Raw genomic sequence first — 17,340 nt, 5'->3', positions numbered from 1 at the left:
AATCATGCCCCGCCCGACTGGTAAGAAATTCGACAAGCGTCGTCAGCAACAAAACCCGCTCTTCAAGCGCAAGAAGTTCTGCCGTTTCACGGCTGCAGGCGTCGAGCAGATCGACTACAAGGACACGGAAACGCTGAAGGACTTCATCGGCGAAAACGGCAAGATCACGCCGGCTCGTCTGACGGGTACGAAGGCGCACTATCAGCGTCAGCTGGATACGGCCATCAAGCGTGCGCGTTTCCTCGCGCTGCTGCCGTACACCGATCAGCACAAGGCGTAATCAGGCGACGCAATAAGGAGAATTCGAATGCAAATCATTCTGTTGGAAAAAGTCGCCAATCTGGGTAACCTCGGCGACATCGTCAAGGTCAAGGACGGTTACGCTCGCAACTTCCTGATCCCGAACCGCAAGGCTCGCCGTGCAACGAAGGAAGCGATCGCCGAATTCGAAGTTCGCCGCGCCGAGCTCGAAAAGATCGCCGCTGAAAAGCTGGCAGCATCGCAGGCAGTCGGCGAGAAGCTGAACGGCCAGTCGTTCGAAATCACGCAGAAGTCGGGCGTTGACGGCCGTCTGTTCGGCTCGGTCACGAACGGCGACGTCGCGGAACTGCTGAAGAAGGCAGGTTTCGAAGTCGAGAAGCTGCAAGTTCGCATGCCGGAAGGCCCGCTGAAGATGATCGGCGAGCACAACGTCCAGGTCGCGCTGCATACGGACGTCGTCGTCGACGTCACGATCAACGTGATCGGCGACCACGCGTAAGCGTACGCAAGCTTTCCGGGCGGCTTCCGCCGTCCGGACAAGGGCAGGCGCCCGGGCAACCGGGGCCTGCCTTTTTTATTGCCCGTTCGCCGGTGGCCGGTATGGCGCCGTCCTGTGTAATTCGCGATAATCCCAACCCATGAACGCGCCGCAAGATCCTCAAATCGAATCGCTGAAAGTCCCGCCGCATTCGGTCGAAGCCGAGCAGTCGGTGCTCGGCGGCCTGTTGCTCGACAACGCGGCCTGGGACCGGATTGCCGACTTCCTGTCGCAGGGCGATTTCTACCGCTACGACCACCGGATCATCTACGAGCACATCGGCCGCCTGATCGCGTCGACGCGCCCGGCCGACGTCGTGACCGTGTACGAAGCGCTGACCACGTCCGGCAAGGCCGACGACGTCGGCGGCCTGGCCTACCTGAACGCGCTCGCACAGAACACGCCGAGCGCGGCGAACATCCGCCGCTATGCGGAAATCGTGCGCGACCGCGCGGTGCTGCGCCGGCTCGTGTCGGTCGCCGACGAAATCTCGGCCGATGCGTTCAACCCGCAGGGCAAGGAAGTCCGCCAGCTGCTCGACGAGGCCGAGTCGAAGGTGTTCTCGATCGCCGAAGAGGGCGCGCGCGGCAACCAGGGCTTCCTCGAGATCGGCCCACTGCTCACGCAGGTCGTCGAGCGCATCGATACGCTGTACCACACGGCGAACCCGAGCGACGTCACGGGCACGCCGACGGGCTTCGTCGACCTCGACCGGATGACGTCCGGGATGCACGGCGGTGAACTGATCATCGTTGCGGGGCGCCCGTCGATGGGTAAGGCACAGCCGCTCGACGCGCGCGTCAGGACGTTGACTGGCTGGAAGCCGATGGGCGAGCTGGCGATCGGTGATGCGCTTGCTTCGGTCGACGGTGCATCGTCGATCGTGACCGGCATCTACCCGCAGGGCGAACGCCAGGTGTATCGGGTCAGCTTTTCGGATGGACGTTCGGCCGAATGCTGCGACGAGCACCTGTGGTGCGTCCATTTCCGTGAGTGGGAAAAGCCGCGAGTGCTGTCGACCGCGGAGATTCGCACGTTGCTGATGCGCGAACGCTACCGGAACCGGTTGTGGATCGACATGCCGACCGGCGAGTTTGGTCATGGCGAGGCGCTGCCGGTTGATCCGTGGGTACTCGGCGCGCTGCTGGGCGATGGTGCGCTCGGCGGGACTGCCGTGCGTTTCAGCGTGAAGGCCGAGGAAACGTTGAACCGGATGCGCGAGCGTGTCGACGTGTCGCTCGAACTTGAATACGCAGGCCAGTACGACTGGCGCATCAAGCGCCGGCGGTCGACGGCCGCGGAGGCCCGGCCGTCCGTCAACCCGCTCAAGGCTGCGCTCGAGCAGCTCGGTGTGTGGGGGAGGACGAGTTACGACAAGTTCATCCCGCGTATCTACCTCGATGCGGACAAGGACGCGCGGCTGGATTTGTTGCGCGGGCTGCTCGACACCGACGGCTGGGTCGAGTCGTGGGGTACGGTGCGTTATTCGACCGCCAGTGCGCAGTTGGCGAGCGACGTGCGCGAACTGGCGCGTTCGCTTGGTGCGTGGTGCCAGGTGGTCGAAAAGGCGACGAGCTTCACTGTCGACGGCGAACGCAAGGCCGGTGCGACGGCTTACGTTTGCACGATCAGTCATCCAGATCCGCAGAGCCTGTTCCTGTTCGAGGGCAAGCGCGAGCGGCTGACGGCCGGCCGGACGCGCCGCAAGCTGCCGGTGATTACTGGTATCGAGCCATCGCGCCGGACTGCCACGCAGTGCATCTCGGTTTCGCATCCGTCTCGGCTGTACGTGACCGACGATTACGTCGTGACCCACAATACGGCCTTCTCGATGAACATCGGCGAATACGTCGCGGTCGAGTACGGGCTGCCGGTCGCGGTGTTCTCGATGGAAATGCCGGGTACCCAGCTCGTGATGCGGATGCTCGGCTCGATCGGCCGGCTCGACCAGCACCGGATGCGGACGGGCCGCCTGACGGACGAGGATTGGCCGAAACTGACGCACGCGGTGCAGAAGATGAGCGAGGCGCAGCTCTTCATCGACGAAACCGGCGGCCTGAACCCGATGGAATTGCGCTCGCGCGCACGGCGGCTGGCGCGGCAATGCGGCAAGCTCGGCCTGATCATCGTCGACTACCTGCAGCTGATGTCGGGTTCGTCGCAGGGCGAGAACCGCGCGACCGAAATCTCGGAAATCTCGCGATCGCTGAAGAGCCTCGCGAAGGAACTCGACGTGCCGGTGATCGCGCTGTCGCAGCTGAACCGCGGCCTCGAACAACGCCCGAACAAGCGCCCGGTGATGTCGGATTTGCGTGAATCCGGCGCAATCGAACAGGACGCGGACGTGATCCTGTTCATCTACCGTGATGAAGTCTACAACCCGGACAGCCCCGACAAGGGCACGGCCGAAATCATCATCGGCAAGCAGCGTAACGGCCCGATCGGCCCCGTTCGGCTCACGTTCCTGGGGCAATACACGAAGTTCGACAACTTTGCAGGGGCGCAGACGTTCTACGGCGAGTAACGCCGGTTGTAAAGCCCTAAATCGCCAAACGTTGTATCCAATCCCGGCGCGCGCATGTGCGCGCGTCGCGGCGCGGCCGAAAACGGTACAATGTCGCCCGTTTTCGTGACAGTAGTTTGACAATCTCTCAGGAATCCCATGTTCGGTCGATTCATGCCCACCGAGGGCAAGTTCTTTGAACTCTTCAACGCGCACGCGAAGCACATCGTTTCCGGTGGCCGCGAGCTCGAACTGCTGATCGACAATCTCGCCGACGCCGAGATTCACAAGCAAAACGTGCAAACCGCCGAGAAGGCCGCCGACAAGCTCACGCACGAGGCGATCGATCTGCTGCACAAGACTTTCATCACGCCGCTCGATCGCGATGAGATCCACAAGCTGATCACGACGATGGACGACATCCTCGACCTGATGGAAGACGTCGCGACCGCCGTGTCGCTGTACGACGTACGTTCCGTCACGTCCGAAGCGAGCCAGCTCGCGCACATCGTCACGCAGTCGGCCCAGCACGTGCAGCAGGCGGTCGGGTTGCTGTCCGACATGAAGCAGTCGGCGCAGATCCTCAAGCAGTGCGAGGAGATCGACCGCTGGGAGTCGGAGGCCGATCGCGTGCTGCGCGCGGCCATGTCGAAGCTGTTCCGCGAGGAAGACGACGTGAAGACGCTCATCAAGCTGAAGGCGATCTACGAGCTGCTCGAAGAGATCACCGACAAGTGCGAGGACGTCGCGAACATCATCGAAGGCATCGTGCTGGAAAACGCCTGAGCGGACCACGATGCATTCGATACAACTCGCCCTATGGATGGTCGCGGCACTCGTGCTCGTCGCGCTCGTATTCGACTTCATGAACGGCTTTCACGACGCGGCGAACTCGATCGCCACCGTCGTGTCGACCGGGGTGCTGAAGCCCCAGCAGGCCGTCGTGTTCGCGGCCGCGTTCAACGTGATCGCGTACTTCATCTTCCACCTGAAAGTCGCGCAGACCGTCGGTAAAGGCACGATCGACCCCGAGATCGTCGACCACTACGTCATATTCGGCGCGCTGGTCGGCGCGATCGGCTGGAACGTGATCACGTGGTACTACGGGATCCCGTCGAGCTCGTCGCACGCGCTGATCGGCGGCCTCGTCGGTGCGGCGCTCGCGAAGTCAGGCTGGAGCTCGCTGAACATCGACGGGCTGCTGAAGACGATCGCGTTCATCTTCATCTCGCCGCTGCTCGGCTTCATCCTCGGCTCGCTGTTCATGCTCGGCGTGTCGTGGCTGTATTTCCGCACCGCGCCCAGCAAGGTGGACCGGCGCTTCCGCCGGCTGCAGCTGCTGTCGGCCGGGCTGTACAGCCTCGGCCACGGCGGCAACGACGCGCAGAAGACGATCGGCATCATCTGGATGCTGCTGATTGCGTCGGGCTATGCGTCGGCGACCGCCGATGCGCCGCCGGCGTGGGTGATCGGCGCGTGCTACCTGTCGATGGGCCTCGGCACGCTGTTCGGCGGCTGGCGCATCGTGCGCACGATGGGCCAGAAGATCACGAAGCTCAAGCCGGTTGGTGGCTTCTGTGCGGAAACCGGTGGCGCGATGACGCTGTTCCTCGCGTCGTTCCTCGGCATTCCGGTGTCGACCACGCACACGATCACCGGCGCGATCGTCGGTGTCGGCGCGACGCAGAAGCTGTCGGCCGTGCGCTGGGGCGTGGCCGGCAACATCGTGTGGGCATGGGTGCTGACGCTGCCCGCGGCCGCATTGTTCGCGGCCGGCGGATGGTGGCTCGGTCACCAGATCTTCTGATCGCCGAGGTAGCCGGATCGACATCCGATGCGCCGCAAGCCGAAAGGCTGCGGCGCATTTTCTTTTGGAGCGGGGAGTTTGCGACGGAACGGGTGGGGCGCCGGCAGATACCGCCAACGTGATTGACTGTCGAGGTTCGGGCAGCCGGTCAGTAGCTTCCGTTCGCAAACCGCGCGATCGGATCGTCTGCCGTACTGGTGCGCGGGCCGACGGGCGCGGATTGCGTCGACGCGCGCAATACCTGCACCGGTGCGGGTTCGATACCGCGCGGAGACGCCGGCGCGGTGGCAGGCGGCGGTTCGGCATCGAACGCGGCGGCCTGGGCGGCCGTGAGCGCCGTCGTCGGAATCTGCGTGCCGGACTCGACCGGGGCGGCAGGCGCTGCATTGGCCGTCATCGCGGTCATCCCGTCATTCACTGACGTTGCCTGTTGCTGCGCGGCCTGCCTGCGCGGTGGCGGCGGTTCGTACGGATCGGCGGCCGGGGCCGAGGGTGCGGCTGCGGCGGTCGTCACGACCGGTGCGGCAGCGATGACCGGCGCGGGCGCAGGCGCCTGCGCGGTTCTCGCTTGCGACGACGCATAGGCAGGCGGCCGCGGCGCAGCGGCCGTCAGGACCACCGGGGCCGGTGCGGCCGCCGGCGCGCTGCGCGGCTCGTCGCGCTTTGCCTCGTAGGTCGGTGCATCGAACGGCGTTGGCGCCCCACGCGGCGGCGCGACGCGGCGAATGCCGTCGAAACGCTTGGCCCAGTACGGGTTCGTCAGGTAGTCGAGTCGCACGGTGCCGCCCGTCGACGGTGCGTTGACGAAGCGCAGCTTGCCGACATAGATGCCGACGTGCGAATGCGGCCGTCCGGTCGTATTGAAGAAGATCAGGTCGCCCGGCGCGATCTGGTCGGGCTCGATCGACACGCCGCGGCCGCTCATGTCGGCCGTCGTGCGGGGCAGGTTCACGTCGGCCGCCCGGCCGATCACGTAGCGCACGAGCCCGCTGCAGTCGAAGCCGCTCGTCGGCGTGTTGCCGCCCCAGCGATACGGGACGCCGACGAGGCTCATCGCCTGGATCGAGATTTCTTCCTGGCCGACGCTGTGATCGACGAATTTCGGGAAATTGGCGGGGGCGGGGAACGCGCGCGGTGTCGTGATCCTCATGCCCGAATCGGAGCGCGAGGCCGACTGCGGCGGCACGCTGGAGCAGGCCGCAAGCAGGGAAACGACGGCGACGGGGACCCAAATTCGAAGCATGGCGAGGCGGGCGAGCGCGGCGCGCTCGCGAATCGTATGACAACAGACAGACCCGATGGTAGACGCTCCGGCGGGGCTTAAGCAACCATTCCTGAGAATTTACTTGAAGTTTCGCGCGTAAACTGCGTTGTTGCGTGACGAAGCGTTACTTACGTCTTCGACCCCAAATAAAAACGGCGCTCCTGATAGGAGCGCCGCGAGGCGTCGAAAACCGGCCGACGGGCCGGCCTGTCGCGTTACAGGATGTCCGACGCGTAGTCGGCGAGCCGCGAGCGTTCGCCGCGCGCGAGCGTCACGTGGCCGCTGTGGCCCCAGCCCTTGAAGCGGTCGACGACGTACGTGAGGCCCGAGCTGCCTTCGGTCAGGTAAGGCGTGTCGATCTGCGCGATGTTGCCGAGGCACACGATCTTCGTGCCCGGGCCGGCGCGCGTGACGAGCGTCTTCATCTGTTTCGGCGTCAGGTTCTGCGCCTCGTCGATGATCAGGTACTTGTCGACGAACGTCCGGCCGCGCATGAAGTTCATGCTCTTCACCTTCAGGCGCGAACGGATCAGTTCCTGCGTCGCGGCACGGCCCCATTCGCCCGCAGCGTCGTCGGTCTTCTGCAGCACTTCGAGGTTGTCGTCGAATGCGCCCATCCACGGCTGCATCTTCTCTTCCTCGGTGCCCGGCAGGAAACCGATGTCCTCGCCGACCGGCACGGTCGCGCGCGTCACGATGATCTCGTTGTAGCGCTTGTCGTCGAGCACCTGCGCGAGGCCGGCCGCGAGCGCGACGAGCGTCTTGCCGGTACCGGCCTGGCCGAGCAGCGTGACGAAGTCGATCTCGGGGTTCATCAGCAGGTTCAGCGCGAAGTTCTGCTCGCGATTGCGCGCGGTGATGCCCCACACGTTGTTCTTGTGGTGGCTGTAGTCGCGCAGCGTCTGCAGCAGCGCCGTCTTGCCGTTCAGCTCGCGGACGATCGCATGGAACGTCGGCTCGCCGTTCTGCGGCTCGAGATAGACGAACTCGTTGACGAGCATCGACGCGACGAGCGGGCCGGTCACGCGGTAGTACGTGGTGCCCGTCTTCGTGTCCTGCCAGCTCTCCATGCCCTTCGCATGCTTGGTCCAGAAGTCCTGCGGCAGTTCGCGCACGCCGTTGTACAGGAGGTCCTTATCCTCGAGCACCTGGTCGTTGAAGTAGTCTTCCGCGGGCAGGCTGAGCGCGTGCGCCTTGATCCGCATGTTGATGTCTTTCGACACCAGCACGACCTGGCGATCGGGCCGGTCGCGCTGCAGCGCGCGCACGACGCCGAGGATCTGGTTGTCGGCCTTGCCTTCGGGCAAGCCTTCGACGGGCGCGATGTCCGCCAGCTTCGTCTGGAAGTACAGGCGGCCGAGCGCCTCGCGGCTGCCGAGGCGCGACAGCGGGATGCCGGCCGTGATCGGGCCGGCATCGGCGACGAGCGCGTCGAGCGTGCGGCTGACCTGGCGTGCGTTGCGCGCGACTTCGGACATCCCCTTCTTGTGGTTGTCGAGTTCCTCGAGCGTCATCATCGGCAGATAGACGTCGTGTTCCTCGAAGCGGAAGAGGCTGCTCGGGTCGTGCATCAGCACGTTGGTGTCGAGCACGAACAGTTTCTGCAGTTCGGCTTCGGCGGGCTTGCGGCTGCGCGACTTCGTCGCGGCGCCGGTATCGCGCGCCGGTGCGGCGGCCGGTTTGTCGGCAGCCGGTTTGTCGTTGCGTGCAACGACGGGCGCCGCGGGTTCGGCGGGCGCCGGCATCGGCTGCAGCAGGGCAGCCGTCTGTTTGGTCTTGCGGCCGCGAGCGGGTGCGCTCGCCGCATCTTGCGCCGAAGACGCGACGGCGCGCAAAGGCGCGGCCGTGTTCGCGGCTTCGGTCATCGGTTGGGCCACGCTCGCCGGACCAAAGTCACCGGCTGTGGATGCGTCCCCTTCGGCGGATTTCTTCGCGGCTTTCGCGGGCCGCGCTTTCGCCTTGTATTCGTCGGGCGGCAGCAGGCTGCCGAGCTTGCTGGGGGGAGTAGGCAAAGGCATGGTGTCCCTCGGGAGGAATCGTGTCGCATGGCGTGCGCCGCTGATCGCATCCTGCGTGACGTAGACGCATGCAGTTTGCGCGCGGTGGCGCACAGGAAGTTCGTCTAGCCGGTTCGCCTAAGTGTCGATCAGCTCCTTGACGCGGTGAGGGCCGGACCGAGGCCCGGCGCGCAATCCATAAAAAAAGCCGCTGCCTCGTCGATAGAGGCATGCGGCTTGGCTGATACGGTCGTAATGCGCGTCAGGTGCCGGCAAGCATCGCAACGAGCACCGGCGCAGCTACGAGAAATATGGGGCGAACTGGCATTCATTGCGGCCCAATATAACGCGCCTCAAAGCGCTTGTACAGCACTTAGCACGTCGTCCACGTGACCCGGTACCTTGATGCCGCGCCATGCCTGGCGAAGCACGCCGTCGGCATCGATCAGGAACGTGGAGCGCTCGATTCCGCGCACTTCCTTGCCATACATTTTCTTCATCTTGATGACATCGAACAGCGCGCACAGCGCCTCGTCGGCATCGGAAATCAGCGGGAACGGCAGTTCGAGCTTTGCCTTGAAATTGTCATGCGAGCGCAGGCTGTCGCGCGACACGCCGATGACTTCCGCACCGGCTTTCTTGAACTTCGGATAGAGATCGCGGAACTGCAGCCCTTCGGTCGTGCAGCCCGGCGTGTTGTCCTTCGGATAGAAGTACAGCACGAGTTTCTTGCCCTTCAGGTCGGACAGCGAAATGTCGCCGCCCGTGGCCGGTGCGGTGAAATCGGGAACTTGACGGTCAACTTCGACGGACACGTGTTTCTCCTGTTGTTATGGAAAGGCGCCGCTGCGGCGGCGCGGTACGGCGGGGCGTCGCGGCAGCGCGCCGCAAGGGCGCAGCGGCGACGCCGGCTCGTGCGAACTCAGTCGGGCTGGACGATCAGTTCGCCGGAGCGGCCGGGGATTTCGCCCCACGTGACAGGGTACGATGGCAGCGAGTCGCGGTCCAGCGTCGCGTGGTAGTCGCCCATCGTCGCGAACGTATGGCCTTGTGCGCGCCAGCCGGCGAGCAGTTGCTCGAACACGGGCGCGAGCTTCTGGCCTTCCAGTTCCGCATGCAGCGTGAACACCTGGTCGTGCGGATTGGTTTCGGTGAACTTGAGGATGTGCGCGGCGACGTTGTGCGTGTCGACGCCGTCGATGCCGAGCACTTCGTCGAGCGTCGGCAACGTGGTGGGCATCTGCACGTGCGACAGCGTGCGGCCGTTGACGACGGGCAGGTACGGCGAATGGCCGCGGCCGTCGGAGGCGTAGCGCATCCCCCATGCGTCGATCTGCTCGAATGCGGAATCGTTCATCTGCCAGCCGGCCGCGCCGTGCGTGACGGGCGGCGCGCCGAAGACCTCGATGAAGCGCGCGTGACTCTTCTGCATTTCACGCGCGGTCCAGTCGCGATCGCGCGCGCGGACGTTGTCCTGCCAGTACACGTGATCCCACGTGTGGATCCCGCATTCGAAGCCGGCCTCGTGAATCGCACGCATGTCGGCGATCGCGCGGCGGCCGATGTCGGGGCCCGGCAGCAGCACGCCGTACATCAGCTGCTTCACACCGTAGTGCTCGACCACCGACGTGCGCGACACTTTCTTCAGGAAGCCGGGGCGGAACACGCGCCGCAGCGCCCAGCCCGTGTGATCGGGCCCGAGGCTGAAGAGGAAGGTCGCGCGCGCATTGAAGCGGTCGAAGATGCGCGCGAGGTTCGGCACGCCTTCGCGCGTGCCGCGCAGCGTGTCGACGTCGATCTTGAGGACGATGCGAGCCAAGCGAACGTCCCGATCAGCCTTGCTGTTCGACGAGCGCGCGCGCGTCGGCGACGTGGCCGCGATACGCTTCGAAGATGTTGCGCAGCGCGTCGTCGAACGTCGCTTGCGGCGCCCAGCCGAGTTCCTGCATCGTGTTGTCGATCTTCGGCACGCGGTTCTGCACGTCCTGGTAGCCGTTGCCGTAGTAGGCGCCGGACGTCGTCTCGACGAGCTTCACCTGCTTGGCCGAATCGGCGTACTCGGGGAATTCCGCCGCCAGCTCGAGCATCTTGTGTGCGAGTTCGCGAACCGAGAAGTTGTTCTTCGGATTCCCGATGTTGTAGATCTTGCCCGACGCGACGCCGTCCTTGTTCTCGATGATCTTCATCAGCGCGCTGATGCCGTCGCCGATGTCGGTGAACGCGCGCTTCTGCGAGCCGCCGTCGACGAGGCTGATGTTCTCGCCGCGCACGATGTGGCCGAGGAACTGCGTGACCACGCGCGAGCTGCCTTCCTTAGGCGTGTAGATCGAATCCAGGCCCGGGCCGATCCAGTTGAACGGGCGGAACAGCGTGAAGTTCAGGCCTTCCATCCCGTAGCCCCAGATCACGCGGTCCATCAGCTGCTTCGAGCACGCGTAGATCCAGCGCGGCTTGTTGATCGGGCCGTAGGTGAGGGCCGATGCATCCGGGTCGAACTGCTCGTCCGAGCACATGCCGTAGACCTCGGAGGTCGACGGGAACACGAGGTGCTTGCCGTACTTGACGGCCGAACGCACGATCGGCAGGTTCGCCTCGAAGTCGAGTTCGAACACGCGCAGCGGCTGCTGGACGTAGGTGGCGGGCGTCGCGATCGCGACGAGCGGCAGGATCACGTCGCACTTCTTCACGTGATACTCGACCCACTCCTTGTTGATCGTGATGTCGCCTTCGAAGAAATGCATCCGCTCGTGGTTGACGAGGTCACCCAGCCGATCGGTCTGCATGTCCATGCCGAACACTTCCCAATCGGTGGTTTCAAGAATGCGCTTCGACAGGTGATGGCCGATGAAGCCGTTCACACCCAGGATCAGGACTTTTTTTGCTTTCATGAATGACGGGAAGAATGAATGAACTGCGCGAATTCCGCGGGCGTCACGACGGTTTCGCTGCCGTCGCGCTGCTGCCACAGCTCGAGAATGGATAGGGCGCGGCTGTCGCCGCAGACGCCGAATAGCGCATTATCGCTTACGTGCAGGCCGGGCGGCAAATCTGCCGCGGCGGCCGCAGCCGCGCTGCCGGGCGCCGCCAGGCGCGCGCGCGCGATCACGAAACGCGTGCCGTCGACGTCCGTGAACGCGCCCGGATACGGGGGCGCGACCGCGCGCACCAGGTTGTAGACCTGCGCGGCCGGCTTCGACCAGTCGACGCGGCCGTCCTCGGGCTTGCGCCCGCCGTAGTAGCTGCCGGTCGAGAGATCGTTCGGCAGGTGCGGCGCCTCGCCCGCGAGCAGCGCGGGCAGCACGCGCCAGAGCGTCTGCTCGGCCGCTACCGTGACCTTGTCGAACACCTGCGTGGCCGTGTCGTCCGGCAGGATCGGCACCGCGGTCTGGCCGATGATCGCGCCCGCGTCGGGCTTCGCCGCCATCTCGTGCAGCGTCGCGCCGGTTTCGGTTTCGCCGTTCAGCACCGCCCAGTTGGTCGGTACCCGACCCCGGTATTTCGGCAGCAGCGACCCGTGCATGTTGTACGCGCCCTTCGGCGCGATCGCGAGCAGGTCCACCGGCAGCATGTGCCGGTAGTAGAACGAGAAGATGAAGTCCGGCTGCGCGTCGGATACCGCTCGGCGCAGCGCCGGATCGGCGGGATCGGCCGGCGTGACGACCGGAATGCCGTGCTCGGCCGCGACGGATGCGACGCTGCCGAACCAGATGTTCTCGTTCGGGTTGTCCTCGTGAGTGACGACGAGCGCGACGTCGACGCCGCGCGCGAGCAGCACCTGCAGGCAGCGCACGCCGACGTTGTGATACGCGAAGACGACTGCGCGCGGCTTCATTGCGCGGTACCCGTGCGGTTCGCGCCGGCCGGCACCGGCGGCACGCCGTCGTGCTGCTCGAGCACGGCCTGGATCAGGTAGCGCGGCCGTGCCCGCACCTGCTGGTAGATGCGGCCGACGTATTCGCCGAGCAGGCCGAGCGCGAAGATGATCACGCCGAGCAGGAAGAACGTGATGGCGAACAGCGTGAACACGCCTTGCACTTCCGCGCCGACGATGAAGCGTCGCACGAGCAGCAGCACGAACAGCGCGGCGGAGCCGAGCGACAGGATTACGCCGATGAACGACAGCCACTGCAGCGGCACGACCGAGAAGCCCGTCACGAGGTCGAAGTTCAGCCGGATCAGGCTGTACAGCGAGTACTTCGACTCGCCGGCGAAGCGCTCCTCGTGCGCGACCTCGATTTCGGTCGGTTTCTGCGCGAACGTGTACGCGAGGGCGGGGATGAACGTGTTGACTTCACCGCACACGTTGATCGTGTCGATGATGCGGCGGCTGTATGCGCGCAGCATGCAGCCCTGGTCGGTCATCTTGATGCGCGTGATGCGCTCGCGCAGGCGGTTCATCATCTGCGACGCCTTGCGCCGCCACAGGCTGTCCTGGCGCTGCTTGCGGATCGAGCCGACGTAGTCGTAGCCCTCGCGCATCTTCGCGATCAGCTTGCCGATTTCCTCGGGCGGGTTCTGCAGGTCGGCGTCGAGCGTGATGACGATCTCGCCGCGCGATTGCGCGAAGCCGGCGAGGATCGCCATGTGCTGGCCGTAGTTGCCGTTGAGCAGCACGATGCGCGTCGTGTCGGGACGGACGTGGAACTGATCGGCGAGCATCGCGGCCGAGCGGTCGCGGCTGCCGTCGTTGATCAGGATCACTTCGTATGACGTGTCGAGTGCGTCGAGCGCCGGATACAGCCGCGCGAACAGCGCAGCGAGGCCGTCTTCCTCGTTGTACACGGGGATGATGACCGATACTTCGGGCCGGCCGGCGTCCAGGTGCCCGGCGGCCGGATGCCCGGCGCGTGCTTCAAGGTGACTCATGTACGCTTATTTTCCGTATTGTTCACAAATCTGGTTGATGGCGTCGACCACGCGACGCACGTCGCCGTCCGTCATCTGCGTGAAGAGCGGCAGCGTGACGGTCGACGCGCCGTACCGTTCGGCGTGGGGGAACATGCCCTCCTTGAAGCCGCGTGCACGGTACAGCGTGAAAAGATGGATCGCCGGGTAGTGGATGCCCGTGCCGATGCCGCGTTCCTTCATCTGCGCCATGAACTCGGCGCGGGTGATCGTCAGGCGCTCGAGCGGCAGCGTGATCAGGAACATGTGCCAGTTGCCGTTCTCGAATTCGGCGATCGGCAGGCCGACGCCGAGTTTCACGGCTGCGCTACCGTCGAATGCGGCGAAGTAGGCACGCGCAAGCGCGCGGCGCTGCGCGGTGAAGCGTTCGATGTGCGGCAGCTGGCCGAGGCCGACGCGCGCGGCCACGTCGGTCAGGTTGTACTTGCCGCCGAGCACGTCGCAGTCCATCCCGTCGAAGCCCGTGCGCGTGATGCCCTGCAGCCGGTACTTCTGCGCGAGCGTCGCTTCTTCCTCGTTGTTCAGCACGAGTGCGCCGCCTTCGATCGTCGTCAGGTTCTTGTTCGCGTGGAAGCTGAACGACACGATGTCGCCGATCGCGCCGATGCGCTTGCCGTTCCACGTCGAGCCGAACGCCTGCGCCGCATCCTCGATCACGCGCAGCTTGTGCGCGCGCGCAATCGCGTACAGGCGGTCCATGTCGACCGGCAGGCCGGACAGGAACACGGGGATGATGGCCTTCGTGCGCGGCGTGATCGCCTGCTCGAGCTTGTCGAGGTCGATATTGCGCGTGACGGGATCGATGTCGGCGAACACGGGTGTCGCGCCCGTCTCGAGGATCACGTTGCTGGTCGAGACCCACGACGCCGGCGTCGTGATCACTTCGTCGCCGGGGCCGACGCCCGCGATGCGCAGGCCGATCTCCAGCGTGCAGGTGCCCGAATTGAACGCGCGGACCGGACGGCCGCCGCAGTACTCGGACAGCGCCGCCTCGAATTTCTGGCTCTGCGGGCCGGTGGTGATCCAGCCCGAGCGCAGCACGTCGACGACGCCCTGGATGGTTTCCTCATCGATCTCGGGGCGGGTGAACGGCAGAAACGGAGCGGTAGTCTGGCTCATGTACGCTTTTGGCCTGTAATGGCGTGTAATAAAAGGGTCGGGCGATCCCGGCCGAAACCGGCATTAAACACCGGTTGGCGGAATCGCACCGTGATTTTTTGTAGGCAGACGCTTAATGCGCGCGGCGGGCGTGCTCAGCTTCGCGCGAGCACCAGCACGCCGATCAGGATGATGCCGATGCCGACGAGCCGCTGGACCGACAGCACTTCGCCGAACAGGTACCAGGCCGCGAATGCGTTGACGACGTAGCCGAGCGACAGCATCGGGTACGCGATCGACACGTCGACCCGCGACAGCCCGACGATCCAGACCACGACGCTCAGCACGTAGCAGCCGAGGCCGCCGATGATCGGCAATTGGGTCGCGATCTTCAGGCCGACCGGGATAATGTTCGCACGGCTGAATTCGAAGTGTCCAACGGCGTTGACGCCGGCTTTCAGCAGAAGTTGCGCACAGGCGTTGAGCATCACGCCGGTGATGATGCAGACGAACGAAACGGGATTCATGCAGCGGGCGTCCTTACGATTGCGGTTTCTCGACGATCACGCGGCGGTTGTCGCGTGCAACCACGCGCATCGGCACGCCTTGCTTGACCAGGTTGTCGTACTCGCCGGGCGGCATGATCGCGAGCGCATGGGTTTCCTGCTTCCAGCGCGTGATCCACTCGTCGACGGTCGGAATCCACTTGTTCGGCTCCATCGAGATCCCGAACGCGAGCTCGTCCTGGCGCTGGACCATGATCGTCGTGTGGCCCATATAGAACGGGAACGTGTGATCGAGCATCTCGATCGAGTAGAACGGCGTGTCGGCCGGCAGTTTCGCCAGTTCGGCGCGCACGGTGGGCGCGAGCAGTGCGCCGGAGCTGTAGCGGCCGAATTCGTCGTGACCGGTGCCGCCGATCGTGCCGAACGCGAGCCACGCGGCGCCGAAGGCGGCGAGCGCGGCGGCCGCGCCCGCGCGGCGGTTCAGCCATGCGGCCGCGAGGGTCAGCACGGCCGCGACCGCGAGGCCCGCGTACAGCCACATCTGGAACGCGCGGTACAGCGCGTTCGGCGTACGGGCATCGCCCTGATACGCAAGGAAGATGATCCCGAACGCCGCGACGACGAGGAACACGAGATAGCCGAGCAGGTGGCGGCGGAACCGGTCGGCGCTCATCAACGGCAGGTACGCGCCGATGATCAGCGCGAGCGCCGGCGCGACCGGCAGCACGTACGAGATCAGCTTCGAATGCGACGCGCTGAAGAACAGGAAGATGAATGCGCTCCAGATCAGCAGCACGAGCATCGGCGAGAAGCCGTTCGGCTGGCGCGGCATCCGCAGCGCATGGCGGATGCTCTGCCACGCGACCGACAGCCACGGCAGGAAGCCGACCAGCAGCACGGGCACGAAGTAGTAGAGCGGGCCCGGGCGGTTCTGTTCCGGGGTCAGGTACCGGCGGAACTGCTGGACGATGAAGAAGAAGTTGAAGAACTCGGGGTTGCGCTGCTGGACGAGCACGAACCAAGGCGTGACGATCGCGAAGAAGATCACGAGGCCGCTCACCAGGTACAGGCGCTTCCACAGCGCCCAGTCGCGTGCGATCAGCGTATAGAGCACGAGCACGGCACCGGGCAGGATCAGGCCGACGAGGCCCTTCGACAGCACCGCGAACGCCATCGCGGCCCAGCATGCCCACATCCAGCCGCGTGCCGCGGCCGGGCGCAGCCCGGGCCGCTGCGCGAGCAGCAGCGAGCACAGCGACAGCGCCATCCAGAACGCGAGCCCCATGTCGAGCGCGTTGAAGTGGCCCATCAGGTTCCAGTACGGCGACGACGCGAGCACGACGGCGGCGAGGAAGCCCGACAGCGGGTTGAACAGGCGCGCGCCGGTGTAGCCGACCAGCAGGATGCCGGCGAAGCTCGCGACGGCCGTGTAGAGGCGCGCCTGCCATTCGCCGATGCCGAACCACGCGAACGTGAGCGCGTTCAGCCAGGTCTGCAGCGGCGGCTTCTCGAAATACTTGTAGCCGTTGTAGCGCGGCGTGATCCAGTCGCCGGTGACGAACATCTCGCGCGCCATTTCCGCATAGCGGCCCTCGTCGCTCGGGATCAGGTGGCGCAGCCCGAGCGGCGCGAACCAGACGATCGCGAGCGCGATGACGAGGAGGACGAGCGTGATGCGATTGAGCGGTAGCCTCGACGGCGTATCGTTCATGGATTTTCAGCCTGTTGGTTATTGTGACGGGCCGCCGGCGGGTTGCGCCGGGGGCGGGCGGCCTGGCCGGGCCGATCCGGGGGATCGACCCGCTGCGCCGGCCCGAGTTTTACCGCATCCGGGATTAACGTTCAATTAAGAGCGCGGCGGCGACTTTGCGGCCCTCGGCCATCAGGATGTTGTAGGTGCGGCAGGCCGCCTGGAAATCCATCGTCTCGACGCCGATCCGCTTCGCCGTGAGCGCCGCGACGAGCCGCGGGTGCGGGAAGCGCAGCCGCGCGCCGCTGCCGAAGATCACGAGTTCGGGTGTCGGGTCGAGCAGCATCGCGAAATGCTCGGGCGCGAGCGCGTCGAACGACGACACGGGCCATGCCTGGACCGGCGCGCCGGGCAGCACGATGACGCTCGTTTCATGGCGTTCGAGATTGACGTCGACATAATCGGGGCCGTAGCCGGTGACGGTGTTGAGCGCGCCGCTCGTGTCCTGGTGCAGTTTCAAATCGGTATTCCGCGGTTCCGTAGGGGGAATGTATCGCAGGGCCACACGGGCCCGGATGGCCGGTTTCGCTTGCCCGGGCACGCGGGACGCCTGACGGCGCGGGCCCGGCGCGGCTATGGTGCATTGCGAAAGTCAGCCAAAATCCGCTAAATTATAACTTTTTGGTCGCCCCCGGGCGCCACTTGCGTCGCGCGTCGCCACAAGCCGCGCCCGACCGCCCGCTTTTTCCCCAGTCTAGACAGCGCGCACAG

At 65.3% G+C, this 17,340-nt stretch carries 16 protein-coding genes and 1 pseudogene; 6 read left to right on the top strand and 11 right to left on the bottom strand.

What is annotated here, in order from left to right; translation table 11 throughout:
* Positions 1 to 4: 4 nt before the first annotated feature.
* The 5 genes from rpsR (at position 5) to CFB40_RS10320 (ending at position 5,109) form a co-directional block, all read left to right on the top strand.
* Complete coding sequence (rpsR, locus tag CFB40_RS10340; RefSeq protein WP_006486248.1) at positions 5 to 280, top strand: 30S ribosomal protein S18; 276 nt, start codon at positions 5 to 7, stop codon at positions 278 to 280.
* 27 nt (positions 281 to 307) lie between these two features.
* On the top strand, positions 308 to 760 hold the full coding sequence (rplI, locus tag CFB40_RS10335) for a 50S ribosomal protein L9 (protein ID WP_021156519.1): 453 nt from the start codon (positions 308 to 310) through the stop codon (positions 758 to 760).
* A 139-nt stretch (positions 761 to 899) separates the two neighbouring features.
* On the top strand, positions 900 to 3,323 hold the full coding sequence (dnaB, locus tag CFB40_RS10330; protein WP_089431175.1) for a replicative DNA helicase: 2,424 nt from the start codon (positions 900 to 902) through the stop codon (positions 3,321 to 3,323).
* A gap of 138 nt (positions 3,324 to 3,461) precedes the next feature.
* Positions 3,462 to 4,088: a DUF47 domain-containing protein gene (locus tag CFB40_RS10325; protein ID WP_034188683.1), complete on the top strand. Its 627-nt coding sequence runs from the start codon at positions 3,462 to 3,464 to the stop codon at positions 4,086 to 4,088.
* A 10-nt stretch (positions 4,089 to 4,098) separates the two neighbouring features.
* Entirely contained in the window at positions 4,099 to 5,109 is a 1,011-nt protein-coding gene (locus CFB40_RS10320) for an inorganic phosphate transporter (RefSeq protein ID WP_046543500.1), read from the top strand.
* A 148-nt stretch (positions 5,110 to 5,257) separates the two neighbouring features.
* Here CFB40_RS10320 and CFB40_RS10315 read toward each other — a convergent pair whose 3' ends face one another.
* Positions 5,258 to 6,352 (bottom strand): C40 family peptidase, encoded by a 1,095-nt coding sequence (locus tag CFB40_RS10315; protein ID WP_089431174.1) that lies wholly within the window; start codon positions 6,350 to 6,352, stop codon positions 5,258 to 5,260.
* Between the two features lie 236 nt (positions 6,353 to 6,588).
* Complete coding sequence (locus CFB40_RS10310; protein ID WP_089425590.1) at positions 6,589 to 8,391, bottom strand: PhoH family protein; 1,803 nt, start codon at positions 8,389 to 8,391, stop codon at positions 6,589 to 6,591.
* Here CFB40_RS10310 and CFB40_RS39045 point away from each other — a divergent pair.
* Positions 8,287 to 8,531: pseudogene (locus CFB40_RS39045) on the top strand (hypothetical protein); the annotation flags it as partial. The gene CFB40_RS10310 and the pseudogene CFB40_RS39045 overlap by 105 nt on opposite strands.
* Positions 8,532 to 8,723: 192 nt before the next feature.
* On the opposite strand, the gene CFB40_RS10300 reads toward CFB40_RS39045, so the two are convergent.
* The 9 genes from CFB40_RS10300 to CFB40_RS10260 form a co-directional block, all read right to left on the bottom strand.
* The gene (locus CFB40_RS10300; RefSeq protein WP_006756046.1) at positions 8,724 to 9,185 is read right to left on the bottom strand and encodes a peroxiredoxin; all 462 of its coding nucleotides are present in this window, start codon (positions 9,183 to 9,185) and stop codon (positions 8,724 to 8,726) included.
* Between the two features lie 107 nt (positions 9,186 to 9,292).
* Positions 9,293 to 10,189: a polysaccharide deacetylase family protein gene (locus CFB40_RS10295; RefSeq protein ID WP_089425589.1), complete on the bottom strand. Its 897-nt coding sequence runs from the start codon at positions 10,187 to 10,189 to the stop codon at positions 9,293 to 9,295.
* 13 nt (positions 10,190 to 10,202) lie between these two features.
* On the bottom strand, positions 10,203 to 11,258 hold the full coding sequence (locus CFB40_RS10290) for a bifunctional UDP-4-keto-pentose/UDP-xylose synthase (RefSeq protein ID WP_006482864.1): 1,056 nt from the start codon (positions 11,256 to 11,258) through the stop codon (positions 10,203 to 10,205).
* Positions 11,255 to 12,202: a formyltransferase gene (locus CFB40_RS10285; RefSeq protein WP_089425588.1), complete on the bottom strand. Its 948-nt coding sequence runs from the start codon at positions 12,200 to 12,202 to the stop codon at positions 11,255 to 11,257. The genes CFB40_RS10290 and CFB40_RS10285 overlap by 4 nt, the downstream gene beginning before the upstream one ends.
* Positions 12,199 to 13,236, bottom strand: coding sequence for a glycosyltransferase (locus CFB40_RS10280; RefSeq protein WP_089425587.1), 1,038 nt, complete (start codon positions 13,234 to 13,236; stop codon positions 12,199 to 12,201). Before CFB40_RS10280 ends, CFB40_RS10285 begins: the two co-directional genes overlap by 4 nt.
* A gap of 6 nt (positions 13,237 to 13,242) precedes the next feature.
* Positions 13,243 to 14,394 (bottom strand): DegT/DnrJ/EryC1/StrS family aminotransferase, encoded by a 1,152-nt coding sequence (locus CFB40_RS10275; protein ID WP_089425586.1) that lies wholly within the window; start codon positions 14,392 to 14,394, stop codon positions 13,243 to 13,245.
* A 134-nt stretch (positions 14,395 to 14,528) separates the two neighbouring features.
* Complete coding sequence (locus tag CFB40_RS10270; protein ID WP_011352303.1) at positions 14,529 to 14,900, bottom strand: EamA family transporter; 372 nt, start codon at positions 14,898 to 14,900, stop codon at positions 14,529 to 14,531.
* 13 nt (positions 14,901 to 14,913) lie between these two features.
* A complete protein-coding gene (locus CFB40_RS10265) occupies positions 14,914 to 16,590 on the bottom strand; it encodes a glycosyltransferase family 39 protein (RefSeq protein ID WP_089425585.1) in 1,677 nt (558 codons plus the stop codon).
* A 124-nt stretch (positions 16,591 to 16,714) separates the two neighbouring features.
* Positions 16,715 to 17,089: an Mth938-like domain-containing protein gene (locus CFB40_RS10260; protein WP_012328660.1), complete on the bottom strand. Its 375-nt coding sequence runs from the start codon at positions 17,087 to 17,089 to the stop codon at positions 16,715 to 16,717.
* Positions 17,090 to 17,340: the final 251 nt, after the last annotated feature.

The sequence above is a fragment of the Burkholderia sp. AU31652 genome (genome assembly GCF_002223155.1).
GTDB lineage: Bacteria > Pseudomonadota > Gammaproteobacteria > Burkholderiales > Burkholderiaceae > Burkholderia.
Note: the sequence above shows the minus strand (reverse complement) of the source record. Positions and strands in the feature narration are given on the sequence as shown.